Genomic DNA, 18,348 nt, shown 5'->3' on the forward strand with positions numbered 1-18,348 from the left:
GTGGAGTGCTAGCCCGGTCCGGCATTGCGGTTCAGCCTCACCGCCTCGATGCGCCCTGTCCCGGCAATTCTGGCGGCGCGGCAAGCGAGCACGATCGATACCACCGCGACCAGCGGAAAGACGATGCTCCGGGGTATCAGCGGATTTGCCAGCGACAGGACGCCAAGGCTGTAAAGCGATGCGGAGACGAAGGCGCTGCTGGCAAAGCGCGGAAGGTCGAAGCGCTGCGCAGCCCATCCTGCCAACAGGCTCAGCACAGGCAATGCCGCAAGCGCGGCGTCATAAGCCATCAACCTCGGGTTGGCGAAAATGGCGACCACCCACAACGCAGCCAACCTGCGTTCGTCATGGCACGGCAGGCCGTGATGGACGATGAGCAAGAGAACGCAGGACAATCCAACCTGGACTGCAGCTGCGATCATGGCGTTACTGCCAAAAACAGCCGAGCTCATGACGAAGGCGAAAAGGTTCGATCCGGCATCGCCGCGCGTGATGGATTGATCGGCCAGGCTTTCTCGCCAATCAAGGAACGTGTCTGGTGAAATGTTCCAGCTGAGCGCATAGACGCCGGCGACGAATAATACGCACAAAGCGCTGAGAGCGATCATTCTACGCCAGTCGGCGGAGAGGAAAACCGGCAGGATCAGGAACTCGAGATAAAACGGCTTCAGCGTCGCCGCTATGGAAACGGCAAGAAAAAGCGGAATCCAGTTGCTCTTCCTTGCTCCATACCAGATCCCCGTGGCGATGAGGAAATTCAGAATTATTCCTATGTTGCCCGAGATAAGCGACGTTAGACCCGCGATATTGAACACTGCAAACGCCGCCACGACGTAAGAGATCATGGATTTTCCATGAGCTCCGTCAGCAAGCAGCTTCAATTGCGTCCAGAATGTCCCGAAGAACGCGACACAGAACAACGCCACATAACCACCCGCCAGAACAGCGCTCCCAAGCCAGTGATCGAGACCCTGCATTGTCCAGATGAACACAGGGGGCGATGTGAAGTTGAAGTGGGCAGGTACGCCAAACGTCTGGATGGCCCCCGGTTGATAGGGGTTCATTCCAGCGGACGCCGCTCGCAACGCGCCGGAATACACGAAAAAATCCCAGAAGAACTTTTCTGCCAGCTTCTGGATATTGAGAGCTACGTATAACGCACAGCTCAGCACTACAGTGGCGAGCGAGATGATTGCCAAGCGCGCAAGCCTTGTCTGGCGCATATTCGTTTCAGGCACCGCCATGCTCGCCACAACTCTCGGATTTGGGCCGTTATGAGCAGGCCAATCCGTGCTGTCAACGCAACTGCCTGCGCGCGCTCCTCAATTCACCTGGCGCTCGAGACCTGCCCAGTAGGGTTCGCGCAAGGTGCGGCGCAGGATCTTGCCAGAGGGGTTGCGCGGCAGGGCTGCGATCACGTCGACCGACTTGGGCACCTTGAAGCCGGCGAGCCGTTCGCGCGTCCAGTCGATGATCGATTGCGGGTCGATACCGTGCCCCGGCTTGGGCACGCAGACGGCCTTGACCGCTTCGCCCCAGGTGGCGTCTGGCACGCCGATCACGGCGACTTCGAGCACATCCGGATGGCCATAGATCGCGCTTTCGACCTGTGCGGGATAGACGTTCTCTCCCCCTGAGATGATCATGTCCTTGATGCGGTCGTGCATGTAGACGTAGCCATCATCGTCGAGATAGCCGGCATCGCCGGTGGCGATCCAGCCGTCCGCGGTCATCGTCTTCGCCGTGGCATCGGGCAGGTTCCAGTACCCGAGCATGTTGTTGGACGAGCGCGTCTGGATCTCGCCGATCTCGTTGGGCCCGAGGTCCTCGCCATTCTCTCCCACCACGCGCACCTCGACGCCGGGAAGCGGCTTTCCGGCCGAGCGCATGCGCTGGTTGCCCTCGACGCAATGGTCTTCCGGGGGAAGCATGCAGATGGTGCCGGTCGTCTCGGTCATGCCATAGGCCTGGATGAACTCGGCCCTGAACATGGCAATGCATTCGCGCAGCAGCACCAGCGGGATCGGCGATGCGCCATAGATGATGTACTTCACGCGGGAAAAATCGACGCTGGCGCAATCGGGATGGTTGAGCAGCATCTGCAGCGCCGCAGGGACGATGAAGAAACGGGTGACACCCTTTTGCTCGACCGCGTCAAAGACGGCGCGCGGCTCGAACTCGGCGAGAATTATGCCCGGCAACCCCGCCCCGATGGCCATGACGCCAAGGCCCGTACCACCGATGTGGGCGCAGGGCATGGCGACGAGGATCGCCTCGTCGTCGGTCATCTGCGTATAGGGTTGCGGCGCTCCCAGCGACTGCTTGCGCAAACCGAACAGGTTGCGGTTGGACAGGACCGCCCCCTTGGGATTGCCGGTGGTGCCCGAAGTATAGAGCTGCAGCACGGCATCGTCCGGCCCGGCGGGCGCGAAGGCGGCGGGCTGCTGCGCATCGATCCAGCGCCAGGCTTCGGCTTGCGTCAGCGCCATGTGCACGCTCGGCAAGTCGGCAAAGGTGCTGGCGAGCCCTTCGAAGCCGGCACCCAGAAAGACGGCCTTTGCCTGCGCGTCGCCTGCGATCCAGGTCGCCTCTGCCGGAGCGAGGCGCCAGCCGATCGGCACCGTCACTGCGCCGAGCCTTGCGGCGGCAAAGAACAGGGTGAAGTAGAGGGTGCTGTTCTTGCCGAACCACGCAATGCGATCGCCCTTGCCGATGCCGAGGTCGGCAAGGCCGGCGATGACCTGCGCCGTGGTATCGGCCAGGGCGCCGTAGGTGAGCAAACGGTCCGGCCCATCCAGCGCCACGCACTGCGGGCGGTCACCTGCCCAGAAGCGCAGGAACTCGTCGAAAGTGAACAGGTCGGCGGTACGCTCGGCGGTGCTCTGCTTGACGGCTACTTCGGCCATGGCTTGCTCTCCCAAGCGTTTGACCGAATTAATCACGCAATTAAGAGAAGATGCAAGCCCGGCAATCGTGACAGAGTGTATCGCTTGGGCCCGCCTTGTGGCGAGGCGGCGATCAAGCCTCGGCCATGGCTTTCTTGTAGACGCTGTTCATCGGCATTTCGAACAGGCGCATGACCATGGGTTCGAAGAATTCCAGTGGCAGCGTGTCGTATTCGGGATCGAAGGCCGGGCAATCGTACTTCTCGATGAACTCCGCTGTTGCCGCAGCGTAAGGGTGGTCGGCGAAATTGTCGCGCATGTTGCGATCGAGGCCGATGAAGTGGAAGAAGTTGTACCCCTGGAAGATGCCGTGATGCTGCACGATCCATAGCAGTTCTTCCGAGACGAACGGCTTGAGGATGGCGGCGGCGATATCGGGGTGGTTGTAGGCGCCGAGCGTATCGCCGATGTCGTGCAGCAGGGCCATGACGACATAGGCTTCGTCCCGCCCGTCGCGGTGGGCGCGGGTCGCTGTCTGCAGGCAGTGGGTCAGCCGATCCACCGCAAAGCCGCCGCAATCGCCTTCAAGCAGGCGCAGATGCGCCAGAACGCGCGCGCCGCCGTTGCGGGAATGGGGTACGAGATGAGTCATGATCGCGTCCCAATCCTGCTGGGTGCCTTCGGTCATGCTGTGGAACTTGGCGGTTGGCAGGTCTTCCATTGCGCTGATCCTCTCCCGCGCGCCTGTTCGGCGCTGTCATTGCCGGAGAGTGTATCGCGATTACGCCGGTTGGGAAGAGGCTTGCGGCGCAAAGATCTGACCGGGCAGCGAAAGCGCGAGCGCAAGACAGCCCAGCAGCAGCAACAGCATCACGGCCAATGCGGCGTAGAGGCCCGCGGCGCCGGCATGAGCATCGGGACCGCCCAGCGCGAAATAGGCGCTGCCAACAAGGGCGATGCCGAACGCACTGCCCGTCTGCAGCACGGTCTTGAGAATGCCGCTGGCAGCGCCGGCGTGGCTCCGGTCGACCCGCGCCAGGGCGACGGGCGAGACAGGGCCGGAAAGACAGCCCATACCGACGCCCGCCAGCAACAGCGCCGGAAGCAGGAGCGGCAGGGCGAGATTGCCCAGCGCCAGCCATCCGAGCGCCGCGCTGTCCGCCACAATCAGGGCAATCGCGGCGCTGACCATCACCCACTTGCCGTAGCGGGCAAGATAACGGCGACCGAGAAATCCCATGCCCAGCATCACGCCCGCGCTGAACGGGATGTGGACGAGGCCGGTCTGCAACGGAGAATAGCCGAGCCGCGATTGCAGCGCGTGGGCGAAGACGAACAGGAAGCCGGTATTGGCCGCAGAGAAGATGAGACCAATCAGCGCGCCTGTGCGGAACAGGCGGTTGTGCAGCAATTCAGGGTCGAAGATTGTCGGTCGGCCCGCCCTTGCCCGCCGGTTGAGGCCTGCCCACGCAGCCCACATCAGCAGCGGCGAAGCGGCGAGCAGCGCCATGCTGCCTGCGTCCAGCCCGGCGTGTTCGCCACGCACGAGCGGAAACAGCATCGCCGCCAGTGCCGCACCGAAGGCGAGCGTTCCGATCACGTCGATCTTGGCACCCTTGTGCGCAACCTCGCGCGGCAGGTATCGCCATCCGGCCGCCAGCGCCGCGAGACCTATCGGCAGGTTGATCAGGAACACGGTGCGCCAGCCAAGCCCTGCGATATCCGCCGAGATCAGCAACCCGCCGATGATCGGCCCGGCAATGCCGGCAAGGCCGCCGATCACGCCGAACCAGGCGAGCCGCCCGATGCGCTCGACCGGATCGTAGAGGATCTGGATGACCGCCATGACCTGCGGTGCCATGATGGCGCCGGCAGCGCCTTGCAGCACGCGCGCCGCGATCAGCAGGTGCGGGTCCGCCGCAGCGCCGCACAGCAGCGAAGCGGCGGTGAAGCCCGCCACCCCGGCAAGGAACATCGCCCGCCCGCCAAAGATATCGCCCAGCCGCCCGCCGAGGATGAGCAGCAGGCCGAACGCGAGCGAATAGCCTGCCGCGATCCACTGCGCCGCACTCCCGCCGAGGTCCTGCCCCCTTGCGGCAAAGTCTGCCTGCATTGCGGGGAGCGCGGTGTTGATGATCGTGACATCCACGATCTCGAGCACCAGTGCGGTGATCAGGGTGAAGAAGGCGAGGCTCTTCTGCCTCTCGGTCATGCCGGCAATTGTCGTCACCTCAGATGACGCCTTCGCGGAGCATCTTCACTGCTGCATCGCAGGCCCGCGCCGTCAGCGCCATGTAGGTCAGCGACGGGTTCTGGCAGGCTGACGATGCCATCTGCGCGCCATCGGTGACGAACAGGTTGGGAATATCGTGCGCCTGGCTCCACTTGTTGAGCACCGAAGACTTCGGATCGTTGCCCATGCGCGCGCCGCCCATCTCGTGAATCGCGGTGCCGCCAGCGCCCGGCTGGTCGAGGCCCATGATCACCGTGCCGCCCGCCGCCGTCATCATTTCGGCAGCATCGGCCTTGGCCTGTGCGAGCGCGGCCTGCTCTTCCTTGCCGAAGGCGAAATCGACGTGAAGCTGCGGGATCCCGAAACGGTCGGTCTTCGTCCGGTCGAGCGTCAGGCGGTTGCTGTCACGCGGGACGCAATCGGCAAAGGCGACCAGAACGAAGCGCCACATGCCGGGCTGGTGCAGCCTGTCCTTGAGCTCTGCGCCGATCCCGGCCTCGCGCTTGCCCGCGCCCCAGTTGCTCTGCAGCGCACCACCCTGAAATGAATAGCCGCGGGTGTGGCCGGAGCCGTCCATCGCATCCATGTTGCGATAGCGCGCGATGATAGCGCCGGTGGGCCGGTTGCCGAAGGTGGTACGATCGTTGAACTGCGGGAACAGCGCGATGGTGGACAGCGTGTTGGCGTGATCCATGATCTGGGTGCCGAGCACGCCGCTCGAATTGGCAAGGCCGGTCGGCATCGCCTCGCTGCGCGATTTGAGCAGGAGATGGACCGAGTTGAAGGCTCCTGCATTGAGGAACACCAGCCGCGCCGTAGCAGCCGCCTGCGTTCCGTCCTTCGTGTTGACATAACGCACGCCCGTGACGCGTTTCGTCTTCGGATCGTAGTCGACACCTTCGACGATGGCGTCGGTCACCACGGTCAGGTTGCCGGTCGCCCTGGCGGCGGGAAGCGTGCTCGATTGGGTTGAGAAGTAGGCTCCGAACGAGCAGCCGCGGGCGCAGATCGAGCGGTTCTGGCATTCCGAGCGGCCCTCTTCGGGCTTGGCCACGGTCATGTTGGCGGTACGCCCGATGGTGAGGCAGCGGCCGTACTTGTCGGCCACGACCTTGCGCACATGCTCTTCGACGACGTTCAGCTTCATGCCGGGCTGGAACTTGCCGTCGGGCAGCTGGGCCAGGCCTTCGGGACTGCCCGAAACGCCGATGAACTCCTCGACCTTGTCGTACCACGGGGCGATATCGGCATAGCGGATCGGCCAGTCGGTGCCGTGGCCGTCGCGCTTGTTCGCGCCGAAATCATAGTCCGACCAGCGATAGGACTGGCGCCCCCAGGTCAGCGAGCGGCCGCCCAGCTGATAGGAGCGGAACCACGTGAAATCGGTATCCGGGCCGGTCGAGTACGGGTTTTCCTTGTCGTTGACGAAGTGCCCCTGGGTGAACTCGTTGAAGTGCCTGTTCTTCATCTGGACCTGATATTCGCGCACGTAGTGTGCGGTATCGCCAAGCCCGCGGAACGGCATTTCCCACGGCGCCTTGTTCTCGGTCTCGTATTCGCCGTGGACGATCTCGCGCCCGCGCTCGATCATCAGGACCTTGAGGCCCGCCTGCGTCAGTTCCTTGGCCGCCCAGCCGCCGGTGATCCCGGAGCCGACCACGATTGCGTCGAATTGCATGTCAGTCAGTCCCTGTGTCTCAGCCGAAATCGACGGCGGTCCAGTCGTTGGAAATGGCGCGGAAATCGGGGGTCAGCGGCAGGTCGGGATCGAAGCGCCCCGGCACCGGCTCGTAGCGAAGCTCCTGGCTGCCGCCGACTTCGCTGGTGTAATATCCGGTGAGGATCAGGCCCTTGATCGCCTTCCACGGACTTTCGCTCTCGCGGCTGGCAAATGCCTCGGCATCGAGCGCCTTGAGGGCGGCGAGGCGCTGCCCCGCAGGAGCCTTGAGGAAATCGCCGCCGGCGCGGGTATCGAGTTCCTTCTCGAGCCACGCGACATGGCGGATCGAGCCATCGTTGCGGGCAAAGCGGGCATAGGCGGCGGCGTCCTTGAGCAGCGAACGCGACCCATCGAGCCCGTGGGCAAGTGCAAGGATGGCGAAGTCGCCCGCGCCGACGTCACCCCCCCCGGGCGTTGCCGAACGCGGGATCACGAGCTGGCTTACGTCCTTCATCACGAAGCGCTGCCGGTCGGTCGGCGCGTCTTCCGATTCAAGGCTGGTCAGGCTGACAGCTGCGGCAGGCACGCCCAACGCAAGCGCGACGAGCGCGGTTGCACTGAGGAATTCGCGGCGATTCCAGCCGCGCTGAGGACTTTGCTGCATCGAAAACCCGCTCTCCCTGCGTGCGATTGCTTCGCGCGCACTCAATATAGAATAAATACTCTAATTTGAAAGCCGGGCGCAAGAGGCTTCAGGCTGGCACGACTTTTTATTGAGCAGTGTTTAATCTAGCGCTTTTCGCAGATTTCGCAAAGGGCGTGAATGATCGCCCGGACGACCTCGTCCTTGAGGCTGTAGAAGCGCACTTGTGCCGCGACCCGGCTGTCGACCACTCCCTCGTCGCGCAGACGGGCGAGATGTTGCGAGACAGCCGATTGCGAGAGGCCGGTCAGCTCGATCAGTTCCGTCACCGAAACCTCGCCTTCGTCCATGCGGCAAAGCATGAGCAGACGTTCGGGATGGCTCAACGAGCGCATCCGGCCCGCCATTGCGGCGGCGTTCGACTTGAGGTCGGCAAGGCTGGCAGGCTTCATGGTGCGAACGAGATAGCGCCGAAAGCGCGACGCACAAGACCGGCGCGCCGTTTAGATCGCTATTGCCTTATATTAGATTTACATTATACGATTGGGCGAAGGAGTTTTCCAATGTCCGATCAGCCGCTTGCCTTCGCTCACGCCACGGTCCTCGCCGCGCGAACCTCAGGCGCAGTCCCCGTCGTCGCGACGTACTTCGATGAGGCGACCTTCACTGCCACCCATGTCGTCCATGATCCCCGCACCTTGCGTGCCGCGATCATCGACCCGGTCCTGGACTTCGACCAGCCCTCGGGCCGGACCAGTCATGCCTCGGCGGACCAGGTCATTGCCCATGTGGAAGCCCACGGCCTCACGGTCGACTGGCTGCTCGAAACCCACGCCCATGCCGACCATCTGTCTGCCGCCCCTTATCTCAAGGAAAGGCTCGGCGGGCAGATCGTCATCGGCGCGGAAATTCGCACCGTGCAGAGCGTGTTCGGCACGGTGTTCAACGAAGGCTTGGCCTTTGCCCGCGACGGCAGCCAGTTCGATCTGCTGATGGAAGACGGCCACGCCTTCAAGCTTGGCGAGATCGAGGCCATCGCCCTGCACGTGCCCGGCCATACGCCGGCGTGCCTCGCCTTCGTGATCGGCGATGCAGTGTTCGTCGGCGATACGCTGTTCATGCCCGACTATGGCACGGCGCGCGCCGATTTTCCCGGAGGCGATGCTCGGACCTTGTACCGCTCGATCCGCCGGCTGATGGCTTTGCCGGACGAGACGCGCGTGTTCCTGTGCCATGACTACAAGGCCACCGGGCGAGACCAGTTCGTCTGGGAAACGACCATCGGCGCCGAACGCACGGCCAATGTCCACGTCCACGAAGGCATTGGCGAGGACGAATTTGTCGCAATGCGCGAGGCGCGCGACGCGACGCTCGGCATGCCCAGGCTGATCCTGCCCTCGATCCAGGTGAACATGCGCGCAGGGCACCTGCCCGAACCGGACAGCAATGGCGTGCGTTACCTGCGCCTGCCGGTGAATCTCCTGTGATCTGGGATCTGCAACATCAGCTGGCGAGCCTGTCGGGCATTGTTGTCGGGTTCGTCCTCGGGTTGGTGGGCGGGGGCGGATCGATCCTTGCCGTGCCGCTGATGGTCTATGTCGTCGGTGTGGCGAGCCCTCACCTTGCGATTGGCACGAGCGCGCTGGCGGTGGCGGCAAACGCGCTGGCGGGTCTTGCGAACCATGCCCGCGCGCGTAACGTCAACTGGCGCTGCGGCGGCATTTTCGCGGGCGCGGGCGTGCTCGGCGCGCTGGGCGGTTCGACCATCGGCAAGGCGGTGGACGGACAGAGCCTGCTTGCGCTGTTTGCGCTGCTGATGCTCGTTGTCGCCTTCCTCATGTGGCGAGGCCGCGCGGCAGAGGGCATCGAAGGGGTGGTCTGCAACCGCGACAACCTGCCGCGCGTCCTGACCTTCGGCGCCGGAACGGGGCTGCTTTCCGGGTTCTTCGGCATCGGCGGCGGGTTCCTGATCGTGCCCGCGCTGATCGCCAGCACGGCAATGCCCATCGGCCGTGCCATCGGCACCTCGCTGGTGGCGGTGAGCGCATTCGGCCTTGCCACATCACTGAATTACGCAGCCTCAGGCATGCTCGACTGGCCGATTGCGATCGCCTTCGTCGCAGGCGGCGTGATCGGCACGGTGCTGGGCACCAAGGCATCGGCACGGCTGGCAGCGAGCAAAGGGATGCTGAATGCCCTGTTTGCCGGGCTTATCGTGATCGTGGCGCTGTACATGCTGGCGCGGAGCCTGCCGTCGCTGTCCGGCTAGGCCTCGTTGCCAGGCGCTGGCGTCTCGACCAGTTCCGCGATCTCGAACGCGAAGCTCTTCCAGCCGCGCATGCGTGCAGCTTCGGCCGCCGGGGCCTTTTTCTTGCGGGCTTCGGCAAGAGAGCGGGCATGGCCCCAGAACACTTCGGTCTTGCCGTTCTCGAGTTCGGCCACGATGCGCCAGTAGTGGGTGAAGCTGTCCGCAGTCGGCCCGATGGTCTTGACGTAGCCATCGGGCATCGTCGCAGTGAGATACCGGCGCTTGCGCTTGCTCATGACCCGGAGTCTTGCCGCCATGCGGACGCCAGGGCAACCGCCTGCAGCCGATTTTCCGCCTTCGGACGTTTCCGCTTGCGCGCAAGGCGGGGAGAAACTAGGGGCCACGACGTGTCGGGGAGTAGCGCAGCCTGGTAGCGCATCTGGTTTGGGACCAGAGGGTCGTAGGTTCGAATCCTATCTCCCCGACCACCTTCTTCCCAAGATTGCCCGTCTCGATACATGCACGCTGCCAAGAGATGGTTGCGGCACTATCTGAAGGCGAGCCAGCCGGCGAGGAACAGGCCGCTGGCAATGACTATCGGGCGGATCTGGCTGGCCCGCAAACGGCCGAACAGTCGTGCCCCGGCCATGCTGCCAAGAACGCCACCAACGGCCAGCGGTATCGCCAGATGCCATTGCGTGCTCCCCGAACCGACGAACACCACGACCGCGCCGGCATTTACGGCGGCCACGACGATGTTCTTGACCGCTCCCCCCTCGGCCCCCGCCAATCCTGACGCGGCGAGCAGGGCCAGGACCAGAAAGCTGTTCCCGCCTCCGAAATAGCCCCCGTAAATGCCAAGAATCGTGATGACCGGCCAGAACAGCCGGCGTGCAAGCGGCTTGCTGCCTCGGATGCTCTGGGTTGACCGGCCCGCCCAAGCGTAGATCGTAGTTGCGGCCAGCACGAGCCAGACCACGATGCCGCGAAAGCCGGCGCTATCGGTCGCCAGCAGGAGCAGCGCGCCGCAGGCACCCGCGATCGTTGCGACAGCGATTGCCAGCGCGACACTGCCGCCGAGATGCGCGGCAAGCCTTGGTCTGTGGCGCACACCCTTCCAGGCCATGGCACCCGCCACGATTTGGCCGGGGCTCAGCGCGACGGTCGAGGTGAGATTGGCGATCCTGGGGTCGATGCCCAGAGCCATCATCCCGGCAAGGGTCAGGATCCGGCCGCCGCCGGCGATGGCATTCACCGCGCCGGCAACGGCTCCGGCCAATGCCAGCATGATCAGGTCACCGGCGGTTTCCAAGCAAGCGTCTCCCTATCGGATGCGACCCGAGGGCACGGTACAGACAAGGTGCCATCCTTCCCTGCAGACATCACCAGCCTGAAAAAAGGCCGGCAACCTTTCGTGATCGGCTGCCGGCCCAGTCAGGGTGGATCAGAAGTTCAGATTTGCAGAGAGGTAGTAGTAGGCCCCGTTGAAGCCGAATTGTCCGGCGTTGCGGGTGTATGGGGTCTGCCCGTTGGAGTAGGAGGCCGCCTCGCCGGTAAAGCCATCGCGCTTGGCGTTCCACTTGTCGGGATAGGTGTCGAAGATATTGTTGCCACCGGCGGTCAGCGAGAAGCTTTCGGAGAAGCGGTAGGTCAGGTTGAGATCGACGAGGGTCTTGCCGCCGAAGGTCTGGACGCAGCGGTTGTTGGCATCGCAAGACACGTTCGAGTCCGCCTTGTTCAAGCCGGTGCTGAACGCCTTGACCGAGCCGAAATAGCTGGCGCGGGCGCCGAGCGTGAAATTGCCGACGTCGAGATTGGACGAGAACAGGACCTTGGTCCGCGGCAGGCCACCTCGATCAGTTCGATGGCGGTAAGGCCGATGAGCGGCGCGGCCTGGTTGGCAGCCGAAGCGCCCGCGATGAGCGCTGCCGGCGTTTCGCGCTGGCGCAGCACCATGGTCGTGGCGTGGGTGCCGGCAATCGTCACGCTCAGCTTGTTGCTGCCGGCCAGCGGGATGCGATATGTCGCGACCACGTCGATGCCGCGCGTGCGCGTATCGATCTGGTTGGTGAAGAAGCGGATTTCGCGCACGCCGGGGAAGAGCCGGGCGACGGCAGGATAGTTGGCGGTGAGGATGCCATCGGTGATGGCAATGCGATCCTTGATGTTGATCTGGAAGGCATCGACAGTCACGGTCAGGCGCGCGAAATCGCCGGTGATGCCGGCGGCAAAGCTGTCGGAAATCTCGGCCTTGGGATCGGCGATGCCCAATTGCGCAAGGCGGGGATTGTCGCTCGAGATCTGCTGGGTCTGCAGGATCAGGCCGTTTTGCACGGTCGAGGTGTTTACGCGGTTGCCGATCTGCGCGAGCGAAGGCGCACGGAACCCGCGGTTGTAGGAGCCGCGAATGCCGAGATTGTCGCTGATCTTGAAGCGGCCGGCGAACTTGCCCGACAGGTTGCCGCCGAAATCGCTGTAGTCTTCGTAGCGCAGCGCCGCCGCGATGAGCAGGCGCGAGGTGATGTCCGCCTCGACATCGACAAAGGCGCCGATGTTGCGGCGGCTGAGGTCGTTCTCGTCCTGCGAGGCATAACCGGGGCGGCCGTTCGTGCCCGGCGTCTTGCCCGAAACCGCCAGCGGGCCGACGACATAGGACGCAGGGTCGCCGCGCTTGACCTTGAAGTTGTCACGCCGCCATTGCACGCCCATCGCAACGTTGAGCGAATTCATGCCCATCACTGCGCCCAAGTCCTTCGAGCCGGTGAACTCGACGACCTGCTGGTTGAATTCGGAGCGACCGATGTAGAAGCTGATCGGGCTAGCAGATCCGAGCGAGGCATTGACGGTATCGCGCGCCCACTGATCAAGATGGTTGTGGCCGATGCCATAGCTGAGATCGAGATCCCAGCCGCCGAGCTCACCCTTGACGCCGCCGTTTACCGATCAGTCGATCGAACGACCGGGCAGGATCGGCACGTAGCCATCGGGATAGATCGTGAGGTTGGAGTTGGCGAAGGTGGCAGGGGCGCGGAAGAAGCCGAAGGCGCGGATGTCCTTGCGCGAATAGCCGCCGAAGAGATAGCCGGTGACGTTGTCCGACAGCGGCAGTTCGGAATTCACGAAGGCCTGGTAGGTCTTGTTATGGTTGGCGCCGTAGTTGCCGACGACGAAGGGGCCTTGCGGATAGACGCCCCGATCTGCGCGCGGATTGGCCGTGGTGTAAGGAAAGTTCGCCGTGGGGCCGGTGTAGTTGGCAGGCGTCGCGGGATAGAGCACGCCGTCATAAGGGTCAGACCGGTTGGTGCCCTCGGTGCTGAAATATTCCAGCGTGTAGTTGATGAAGCCGCCGTCTCCGCCCAGCTTCAGCCCCTGGTTGAGCATGGTGCGGATGGTGAAGCCATCGCCCTCCTTGTTGAGGCCGCTGGTGATGTTGGCGTTGCCGCCCTCGCTGGCATTGTTGAGCGTAAGGTTGATCACGCCGGCAATCGCGTCGGACCCGTACTGGGCGGCGGCACCGTCGCGCAGCACCTCGATCCGCTGGATCGCGCCGCTCGGGATCGAATTGAGATCGGACACTACTGTGCCGAGGCCGGGCGAGACGTTTAGGTTCAGCGCGGAGAACTGGTGGCGGCGCTTGCCATTGACCAACAGGAGCACCTGATCGGGCGACATGCCGCGCAGCGAAGCGGGATCGGCAAAGTTGGTCGCGCCGTTGACGCCGAACTTGGTCGAGTTGAACGAGGGCGAAGTGAATTGCACCTGCTGGCCAAGATCGACCTGGCCGGTGGCACGCAGTTCAGAGCCGGAGACGACATCGACCGCGACCGGCCGTTCGACGTCGGTCCGGGCCTTGCCACGCGAGCCGATCACGGTGATCGCGGCGGCTTCGCCCGACGTGGCCGAGGCATCTTCGGCCTGTTGCGACGCGGATGCCGTGTCCTGCGCGTGGACCGTTGCCGGAACCAGCAGCGCCAGAAGCGAGACCCCGATAAGTGATGGTGCGAACTTTGTTCTGCTTGCCATGTCAAACCCTCCCGTTTTTTTTCAGATCATGCGAAGTCTTCAGTCGGCGGGTGCCCCGCTCGCTGTGAAGGTCTGTGCGCCTTGCGCGCTCTTGCCGGCGAGCGCTGCGCGAAGCTGTTCGCGATCGAGCGCGCCTTCCCATCGCGCCACGACGATCGCGGCGACGGCATTGCCGATGCAGTTGGTCAGCGCGCGGCATTCGCTCATAAAGCGGTCGACGCCCAGGATTAGAGCCATGCCGGCCACTGGCACCGCAGGCGTGATCGACAGGGTTGCCGCAAGGGTGATGAACCCCGCACCAGTAACGCCAGCGGCGCCCTTCGAGCTGATCATCGCTACCAGCAACAGCGCGATCTGATCGCCGAGCGAGAGATCCACGCCAGTAGCCTGCGCAATGAACAGCGCGGCCAGCGTCATGTAGATGTTGGTCCCGTCGAGATTGAACGAATAGCCGGTGGGCACGACGATGCCGACCACCGACTTGGCGCAACCCGCCTGCTCGAGCTTCTGCATCAGCGCCGGCAGCGCAGCCTCGGACGAGGATGTGCCAAGGACGAGCAGCAGTTCGTCGCGCAGGTACCGCAGCAGGCGGAAGATCGAGAAGCCGGTGACGCGCGCGATCAGGCCAAGCACGATCACCACGAACAGCGCCGAGGTCAGGTAGAAGGTCGCGACCAGCTTGCCGAGGCCGAGCAGGGCGCCGAGCCCGTACTTGCCCACGGTGAAGGCCATCGCCCCGAAAGCCCCGATCGGCGCGGCGCGCATGAGGATGGCAACCAGCCGGAAGACCACCTCGCCAAGCTGCTCGGCGAGACGATGGATCGCAACGCCGGCCTCGCCGCTGAGGCTGAGCGCGATGCCAAATAGGATCGCAACCAGAAGCACCTGAAGGATCGACCCGTCCGTCAATGCCGACAGGAAGGTGGTGGGAATGATCGACAGCAGGAACCCGGGGATCGTGGCCTCATGGGCCTTGTCGGCATAACCGTGGACGGCTCCGGCATCGAGTGTTGCCACATCGATGTTCATGCCCGCCCCCGGCTGCACGACGTTGGCGATGATCAGGCCGACAACCAGCGCGAGCGTGGACACTGCAAGGAAGTAGCCAAAGGCCTTCCCAGCCACGCGGCCGATGTCTTCCGCATGGCGCATGCCGCCGATGCCGGTAATGATGGTCAGGAAGATCACCGGTGCGATGATCATCTTGACCAGCTTGATAAAACCGTCACCCAGCGGCTGCAACGCGCTGCCCGTTTCGGGCCAGACCAGACCGACGGTGATGCCCGCAGCGATGGCCAGCAGCACCTGCACGTAAAGACTCGCATACCACCGCCTGGGACGGGCCGGGTCTTGGAACGTGGCGCTTGCAGACTGCATGGCTGAGCCGGACTTTCCTCTCGTCGGACCCGCATCCGCGTGCGGCCCCTTTCTTCGTTTGCGTATGCTCGTCAGTTTCATGGCGCGCTCCAAACACTAATGCCTTCGATATTTGACGTTGTTTTTCAGATGCTTACAAAATAGCTGCAAAAATTTTTGTGCCGATTTTGACACAATGTAGCCTTGCTCGTGCAATTTTCGGCACAAAGATCGGCGCTGATTCGTGGGCAGGCATTCGGGCAAGATCAGTCTTGTTCTGGTGGCCGCAGGCGCGCTTGGCACTGGCCTGCTGGGAGGTGCGATAAGCCAGCGCGTAGCGCTTGCCCGGTTCGAGCAGCGCGCGATGTCCGATACAAGCCTGCGACAGGCCCTGCTGTCGAGCGAGATTGCGAGGTTTCGCCTGCTGCCCCGCTTCATGTCCGACGACCGTGGCGTGGTCGCGGCAATCGATGATCCAACGCCGGCGGCAAGACAGGCGCTGAACCTCAAGCTCGAGCAGCTTTCGCACGAGATCGGGGCGCCGGTGATCTACGTCATCGGCCCCGATGGCACGACGCTGAGCGCGAGCAACTGGCGCAGCCCCGAGAACTTCGTGGGCAATTCCTATCGATTCCGCCCCTATTTCCGCGATGCCTTCTCCACCGGAACCGGCGAACAGTTTGCGCTTGGCAATACCAGCCGCAAGCCCGGCCTGTACCTTGCCAACCGCTCGGCAAACAACGGGGTGGTCGTCGTCAAGCTCGAATTCGAGACGATCGAGGCGCAATGGTCGCGGGCCGAAGGCGTGACGTTCGTGACCGACCGGAACGGCGTGATCCTGGTTTCCAGCCGGCCACAGTGGCGGTTTTCGGCGACGCGCAGACTGACCGGCGCGGTGCGCATCGCCGAACAGCAGACGAGCGGGGTCAGCGCGATCGGCGGGCCGCCGTTCAAGTTTGCCGGCCCCAACCGCATCACGATGGACGAAGGGCGCGGCTATCTGCTGTCCACGACATCGGCGGATTCGAGCGGTTGGCGGGTTAACCTTGCCCTTCCGCTCAAGCCGACCGTGGATACTGCCGTGCGCAGTGCCCAGTTCATATCCGGGCTGGCGGCGCTCGTGGTGTTCGGCATTCTTGCCCTGCTGGCCGAACGCAACCGGCAGCGGCGCGTGCGCACACAGCATCTGGAAGCCGCCGTGGGCGAACGCACTGCCGCGCTACGCGACGAAATGGCCGAGCGGTCTGCTGCCGAGCAGCGCGCGGCGCAGTTGCGCGAAGGCTTGCGGCAGGCCAACCGCCTGGCCACGCTCGGGCAGATCACCGCCAGCGTCGCGCACGAGACGGCCCAGCCCGTGGCGGCAATCCGCAATTACGCGGCCAACAGCACGATCATGCTCGATCGCGGAGACAGCGACGGCGTGCGGGAAAACCTGGCCAGCATAAGCCGTCTGGCTGAGCGCATTGGCGCGGTCACCGCACACTTGCGCGGGTTTGCGCGCAAGGCAGGCGGCTCGGTCGGCGAATTACCGCTCGAAGACGTAATCGATGGCGCCCGCCTGATCCTGAAGGAACAACTGCCGTCAATCGATGTCCAGCTTCGCGGCCGCCGCCGCAAGGTGCGCGTCAGGGGTGAAAGAGTCCGTCTCGAACAGGTCGTCGTCAACCTGCTGCAGAATGCGGCCGAAGCGCTGGCGGACAAGCCCGCCGCGCGCATCGTGCTGGAGATCGCGGTGGACGAAGAAGCTGTCCGCCTTCGCGTGAGCGACAACGGGCCGGGTATCGACAGCAATGTCGCGGCCTCGCTGTTCACGCCTTTCACAACGAGCAGGGCGACCGGGCTCGGGCTTGGTCTCGTCATCGCCAAGGACATCGTCGAGGAATTCGGCGGCACGCTGTCGCTTGTGCAAGGCGATGAAGGAGCGTGCTTCGAAGTATGCCTGGTGCGTGTGCGATGAACGGGACCGGCATTCGCGGCAAGGTGGCGCTGGTCGAGGACGACGACGACCTGCGGCGCGCAACAGCGCAGATGCTCTCGCTGACCGACTACGAGGTCACCGTGTTCGACAGGGCCGAACCGGCGCTTGCTGCGATCGACGAGGCCTGGGACGGCGTAATCGTTACCGATATCCGCATGCCGGGAATGTCGGGCGTCGAACTTTTCCGCACCATGCACCAGCGTGACCCCGAACTGCCGGTCATCCTGGTCACCGGCCATGGCGATATCGGCCTGGCGGTTGAAACGATGAAGGCCGGCGCATGGGATTTCCTCAGCAAACCCTTCTCGCCCGACGCGCTGCTGGCCGCGGTCGATCGGGCCCTGAAAGCGCGCGAACTGGCGCTCGAGAACCGCCGCCTCAAGGCCGAGGCCGTGATGGAGTACTCCTCGTTGCTGGTCGGCGATTCTCCCGCGATCACCAGGCTTCGCGCCATGATTCCGGCGCTTGCGGACACCAACCTCGACATCCTGATCGAAGGCGAGACGGGCACGGGCAAGGAGCTGTTCGCGCGGCTCCTGCATCGCGCCGGCAGAAGGTCGCGCCACCGCCTGCTGATCATCAACTGCGCGAGCCTGCCCCCGCAACTTGAAGAGGAAACCTTTGCCCCGGCCGGAGCGGCGAGCCTGGCATCGGCAAATCGCGGCACGCTGGTTCTGGATGACCTCGACCTTGCCCCTGCCCCGCTCCAGGCGCGCCTGATCCAGCTTGCCGAGGAGCGGGTGCTGCGCTCGCCCGGCAGCCGCGAACCGCTGCCGCTCGACATTCGCATCATCGCCACGGCCGGCACGACCCCGGCACGCGCCGAAGATGCAATCGCGCCGGCGCTGTTCTACCGCGTCGCTGCAGTCAGGCTGCAGATGCCCCCCTTGCGCGACCGGCGCGACGACATCGCCAAACTTTTTGCGCATCACGTAGGCCAGGTCAGCGCACGCTTGCGCAGGCCGATCCCCGACATGACGCCGGCAGTGAGCGACCATCTGGCAACCCACGCCTGGCCCGGTAACGTGCGCGAACTGGCCTACTATGCCGAGCGTTTCGTGCTTGGCCTCGTGGATCAGACCGGCCCTGCTGCCACGACGGCGGCAGGCTCCGGGACCGATCCGGGCAAATCGTTGCCCGAGCGCATGGATGCCTTCGAGCGCGAGGCCATCGTTAAGGCCGTCCGCGAAGCCAACGGCGAGATCGGACAGGCCATCGCCGTGGTGGCGGTGCCGCGCAAGACGTTCTACTATCGCGTCAAGAAGCTGGGCATCGACCTTTCGAAGCTGAAGAAAGAGAAGTGAACGCGACCTCGCTTTCTC

The 18,348-nt window shown here is 64.0% G+C and carries 16 protein-coding genes, 1 tRNA gene and 1 pseudogene; 5 read left to right on the top strand and 13 right to left on the bottom strand.

The window, feature by feature from the left end:
• Window positions 1-8: 8 nt before the first annotated feature.
• From B9A23_RS11270 to B9A23_RS11300, 7 genes are all read right to left on the bottom strand, one after another.
• Window positions 9-1,244: a hypothetical protein gene (locus B9A23_RS11270; protein ID WP_084279039.1), complete on the bottom strand. Its 1,236-nt coding sequence runs from the start codon at window positions 1,242-1,244 to the stop codon at window positions 9-11.
• A gap of 78 nt (window positions 1,245-1,322) precedes the next feature.
• On the bottom strand, window positions 1,323-2,906 hold the full coding sequence (locus B9A23_RS11275) for a fatty acid--CoA ligase (protein ID WP_084279040.1): 1,584 nt from the start codon (window positions 2,904-2,906) through the stop codon (window positions 1,323-1,325).
• 112 nt (window positions 2,907-3,018) lie between these two features.
• Window positions 3,019-3,606 (bottom strand): HD domain-containing protein, encoded by a 588-nt coding sequence (locus B9A23_RS11280; RefSeq protein WP_084279042.1) that lies wholly within the window; start codon window positions 3,604-3,606, stop codon window positions 3,019-3,021.
• 60 nt (window positions 3,607-3,666) lie between these two features.
• Complete coding sequence (locus tag B9A23_RS11285) at window positions 3,667-5,115, bottom strand: MFS transporter (RefSeq protein ID WP_254895079.1); 1,449 nt, start codon at window positions 5,113-5,115, stop codon at window positions 3,667-3,669.
• Between the two features lies 1 nt (window position 5,116).
• Entirely contained in the window at window positions 5,117-6,796 is a 1,680-nt protein-coding gene (locus B9A23_RS11290) for a GMC oxidoreductase (protein ID WP_084279044.1), read from the bottom strand.
• A gap of 19 nt (window positions 6,797-6,815) precedes the next feature.
• Entirely contained in the window at window positions 6,816-7,442 is a 627-nt protein-coding gene (locus tag B9A23_RS11295) for a gluconate 2-dehydrogenase subunit 3 family protein (RefSeq protein WP_084279046.1), read from the bottom strand.
• 125 nt (window positions 7,443-7,567) lie between these two features.
• Entirely contained in the window at window positions 7,568-7,873 is a 306-nt protein-coding gene (locus B9A23_RS11300) for an ArsR/SmtB family transcription factor (protein WP_084279047.1), read from the bottom strand.
• Between the two features lie 111 nt (window positions 7,874-7,984).
• Here B9A23_RS11300 and B9A23_RS11305 point away from each other — a divergent pair, with 111 nt between their 5' ends.
• Together B9A23_RS11305 and B9A23_RS11310 are read left to right on the top strand one after the other, a co-directional pair.
• Complete coding sequence (locus B9A23_RS11305) at window positions 7,985-8,908, top strand: MBL fold metallo-hydrolase (protein WP_084279049.1); 924 nt, start codon at window positions 7,985-7,987, stop codon at window positions 8,906-8,908.
• Window positions 8,905-9,690: a sulfite exporter TauE/SafE family protein gene (locus tag B9A23_RS11310; protein ID WP_084279052.1), complete on the top strand. Its 786-nt coding sequence runs from the start codon at window positions 8,905-8,907 to the stop codon at window positions 9,688-9,690. The genes B9A23_RS11305 and B9A23_RS11310 overlap by 4 nt, the downstream gene beginning before the upstream one ends.
• On the opposite strand, the gene B9A23_RS11315 is transcribed toward B9A23_RS11310, so the two are convergent.
• Window positions 9,687-9,965, bottom strand: coding sequence for a hypothetical protein (locus B9A23_RS11315; protein WP_084279053.1), 279 nt, complete (start codon window positions 9,963-9,965; stop codon window positions 9,687-9,689). The genes B9A23_RS11310 and B9A23_RS11315 overlap by 4 nt on opposite strands.
• 115 nt (window positions 9,966-10,080) lie before the next feature.
• Here B9A23_RS11315 and B9A23_RS11320 point away from each other — a divergent pair.
• Window positions 10,081-10,157 (top strand) — tRNA-Pro (locus tag B9A23_RS11320).
• Window positions 10,158-10,216: 59 nt separating this feature from the next.
• Here B9A23_RS11320 and B9A23_RS11325 read toward each other — a convergent pair.
• From B9A23_RS11325 to B9A23_RS11345, 5 genes and pseudogenes are all read right to left on the bottom strand, one after another.
• Window positions 10,217-10,981 carry a TSUP family transporter gene (locus tag B9A23_RS11325; protein WP_084279054.1) on the bottom strand — a complete coding sequence of 255 codons (765 nt, stop codon included), beginning with the start codon at window positions 10,979-10,981 and terminating at the stop codon, window positions 10,217-10,219.
• Window positions 10,982-11,113: 132 nt separating this feature from the next.
• A complete protein-coding gene (locus B9A23_RS11330) occupies window positions 11,114-11,410 on the bottom strand; it encodes a TonB-dependent receptor (RefSeq protein ID WP_084279056.1) in 297 nt (98 codons plus the stop codon).
• A pseudogene (locus B9A23_RS11335) lies at window positions 11,407-12,567 on the bottom strand (TonB-dependent receptor plug domain-containing protein); the annotation flags it as partial. The gene B9A23_RS11330 and the pseudogene B9A23_RS11335, both read right to left, overlap by 4 nt.
• 45 nt (window positions 12,568-12,612) lie before the next feature.
• Entirely contained in the window at window positions 12,613-13,692 is a 1,080-nt protein-coding gene (locus B9A23_RS11340) for a TonB-dependent receptor plug domain-containing protein (protein ID WP_084279061.1), read from the bottom strand.
• A 39-nt stretch (window positions 13,693-13,731) separates the two neighbouring features.
• Window positions 13,732-15,069, bottom strand: a complete 1,338-nt coding sequence (locus B9A23_RS11345; protein ID WP_084279063.1) for a dicarboxylate/amino acid:cation symporter — start codon at window positions 15,067-15,069, stop codon at window positions 13,732-13,734.
• Window positions 15,070-15,292: 223 nt separating this feature from the next.
• On the opposite strand from B9A23_RS11345, the gene B9A23_RS11350 reads away from it, so the two are divergent.
• Both B9A23_RS11350 and B9A23_RS11355 read left to right on the top strand, forming a co-directional pair.
• On the top strand, window positions 15,293-17,005 hold the full coding sequence (locus B9A23_RS11350) for a sensor histidine kinase (RefSeq protein ID WP_084279064.1): 1,713 nt from the start codon (window positions 15,293-15,295) through the stop codon (window positions 17,003-17,005).
• Entirely contained in the window at window positions 16,984-18,330 is a 1,347-nt protein-coding gene (locus tag B9A23_RS11355; RefSeq protein WP_254895080.1) for a sigma-54-dependent transcriptional regulator, read from the top strand. Before B9A23_RS11350 ends, B9A23_RS11355 begins: the two co-directional genes overlap by 22 nt.
• The last annotated feature ends 18 nt before the right edge of the window (window positions 18,331-18,348 follow it).

The organism is Novosphingobium sp. B1 (assembly GCF_900176395.1).
In the GTDB taxonomy this organism is placed as follows: domain Bacteria; phylum Pseudomonadota; class Alphaproteobacteria; order Sphingomonadales; family Sphingomonadaceae; genus Novosphingobium.